General features: G+C 68.3%; 2 protein-coding genes. One reads left to right on the top strand and one right to left on the bottom strand.

The window, feature by feature from the left end:
• Positions 1–54 precede the first annotated feature (54 nt).
• Complete coding sequence (locus B9S57_RS10775; protein ID WP_103514838.1) at positions 55–1,749, top strand: ISAzo13 family transposase; 1,695 nt, start codon at positions 55–57, stop codon at positions 1,747–1,749.
• 33 nt (positions 1,750–1,782) lie between these two features.
• Here the strand turns inward: B9S57_RS10775 and B9S57_RS10770 are convergent, their stop codons facing one another.
• Positions 1,783–2,427 (bottom strand): hypothetical protein, encoded by a 645-nt coding sequence (locus tag B9S57_RS10770; RefSeq protein WP_258036351.1) that lies wholly within the window; start codon positions 2,425–2,427, stop codon positions 1,783–1,785.
• Between the last annotated feature and the right edge of the window lie 59 nt (positions 2,428–2,486).

Below are 2,486 nucleotides of genomic sequence, written 5' to 3'. Positions count from 1 at the left end.
GGGCCTGCCGGGAAACAAGCCGTCGCTTCCGGGATTGTGGCTCGTTGTTGTGGTATGGGGAGATCGGAGGGGATCGAGACCGGGCTGGCGGCGAAGTTTCAGGCGCTGTTCCCGCACTTGGACGAGCGTCAGCGGCGACTGACCATAGGAGCGGAGGCACGCTCGCTGGGGCATGGCGGGATCAGGCTCGTCGCTCGCGCGGCGGGGGTGCGTGAGGGCACCGTTTCACGCGGGGCTGCTGAACTTGAGTCCGGTGACGTGCTGTTGGGACGGGTCCGCCGGGTGGGCGGGGGCCGCAAACGGGCGGTGGACCTGAATCCGGGGCTGCGGCCCGCGCTGCTGGCTTTGGTGGAGCCGAATGTGCGTGGGGATCCGATGTCACCGCTGCGGTGGACGGTGAAGTCGACGCGGCAGTTGTCCGCCGAGCTGGTCCGGCAGGGCCATCGGGTCTCGGCGGACACGGTGGCGGCGGTGCTGCGCGAGGAGGGCTTCAGCCTCCAGGGCAACGCCAAGACCACCGAAGGCAAGCAGCACCCGGACCGGGACGGACAGTTCCGCTATATCAACGACCAGGCCAAGGAGTTCCAGGCAGCAGGCGACCCCGTGATCAGCGTGGACACCAAGAAGAAGGAGCTGGTGGGCAACTACAAGAACGGCGGGCGCGAGTGGCATCGCAAGGGGGAACCGGTCCGGGTCCGTACTCACGACTTTCCCGACGCCGATCTGGGCAAGGCGATCCCGTACGGAATCTACGACCTGGCCGAGGATGCCGGCTGGGTCAACGTCGGCACCGATCACGACACCGCAGCGTTCGCCGTCGCCTCCATCCGCCGCTGGTGGCATGCGGCCGGACATGCCGCCTACCCGCACTCCGGACGCCTGCTGATCACCGCGGACGCAGGCGGTTCCAACGGACACCGGACCCGCGCCTGGAAGTTCGAGCTGGCCGCCCTGGCCCTCGAGACCGGCCTGGAGATCAGCGTGTCTCACTTTCCTCCAGGTACTTCAAAATGGAACAAAATTGAGCACCGGCTGTTCTCCCACATCACGATGAACTGGCGAGGCAGGCCGCTGACCAGCCATGACGTCATCGTCAACAGCATCGCCGCGACCACCACCCGCACCGGCCTCGCCATCCGGGCCGAGCTCGACACTGCCCTCTATGAGACCGGATTGAGGGTCAGCGACGGGCAGATGACCGCCTTGCCGCTGAACCGCCACGACTGGCATGGCGACTGGAACTACACCCTGCGTCCCGAGGAGCACCGTCGGGATGGAATCCCTCCCGTACTGCCTCAGCTCCAGCCCGGCCCCGGCCGCGCCTGGCTGGTCCACCCGGCCCTGACCGGCATGGACGACGAACGATGGGGCCAGCTCATCGGTGAGCTGGCGGCGGCCCGCACGGCCCAGCGGGAAGACGACCTACACCAGCGGCGCGGCGGCGACCGGCAGAAGACTCCCGCCGCCGGCCTCTACACCGGCCGGCGCCCGGGCCTCACTCTCGTCGACCGGCTCCTGGCCACCCTCCTCTACGAGAGGCTCGGGCTTCCCCAGGTCGCCATCGCCCGCCTCTTCGCGGTCGCGCCCCAGACCATCAACCGGCGCATCCGCAAGACCCACCAACTCCTCGACGAGATCGGGCACATCAACGCCCCGGCCGAGCACCGCCTCGCCACCCTGGACGACCTCGCAGACCTCGCCACACAGCTCGGAATCACCCCGCCACCGGAGATCAAGACGGCGAGTTGATAATCGGCAGGCCCTAACCGAACGGCATTGGACCTAGGCCTGGTTCGCCGCAGGAGAAGTGGCGAGAGCGGCACCACGGTGATCACGGACGGTCCGTGCTGGGGAGTAGCTCGTCGAAGCGTCGCCGACGCGGCGTAGCTCGGCCTCGGGGTCGACGAGTTCGGACTGGGCCGAGCTGACGAACTCCGAGGCGAAGCCGAACCGGTCGGCGAGCGCATACGCGTCGTCGTCCAGGTCGTTGACCTGTTCTCCCGCTGCTTCCAGCGCCTCCCGGACACGCTCCAGCGCACCGTGCTCGGGGTGAAGGAGGTGGTCAACTGCCCGCTGAAGGCTGGCTCCGTCTTCGGCCGCACGGATCTGGTCCGTGATGCTGAGGAGTTCGGCTCCGGCGGCGTAGGGCCCCAGCGCATGCACCGGAGGGCTCAGCCGGGCGGTGTCGAGAGACGGCGGGAGGGTGACGTCATAGCGAGCGGCTCGAAGCATCTCGGCCGCATGGCTGGCGATGGCGACCTGGTCGGCGAGCGGAGTGGTGGTGGGCAGGCGATGGCGTCGGCCGTGCCAGTCGTCGATCTGCTTGAAACCGGCGTGACGGAGGAGCTGCGCGGAGAGGTCGTCAGTAGCGCCCTTGGCAACGACGCTGCCGCTGAACTCGGACGTGATGGTGATCGAGGTAGGCACGGAAGTCTCCGGGGCAGAGGGAGCGAAGGACCCGTTGGAGGTGGGCCAGTGGGCAGAGC

Source organism: Streptomyces sp. SM10 (assembly GCF_002910915.1).
Lineage (GTDB): Bacteria > Actinomycetota > Actinomycetes > Streptomycetales > Streptomycetaceae > Streptomyces.
Note: the sequence above shows the minus strand (reverse complement) of the source record. Positions and strands in the feature narration are given on the sequence as shown.

Bases quoted from the DNA above. Each gene is read 5' to 3' on its own strand.
- B9S57_RS10775 (WP_103514838.1), top strand. From the start codon at position 55: ATGGGGAGATCGGAGGGGATCGAGACCGGGCTGGCGGCGAAGTTTCAG.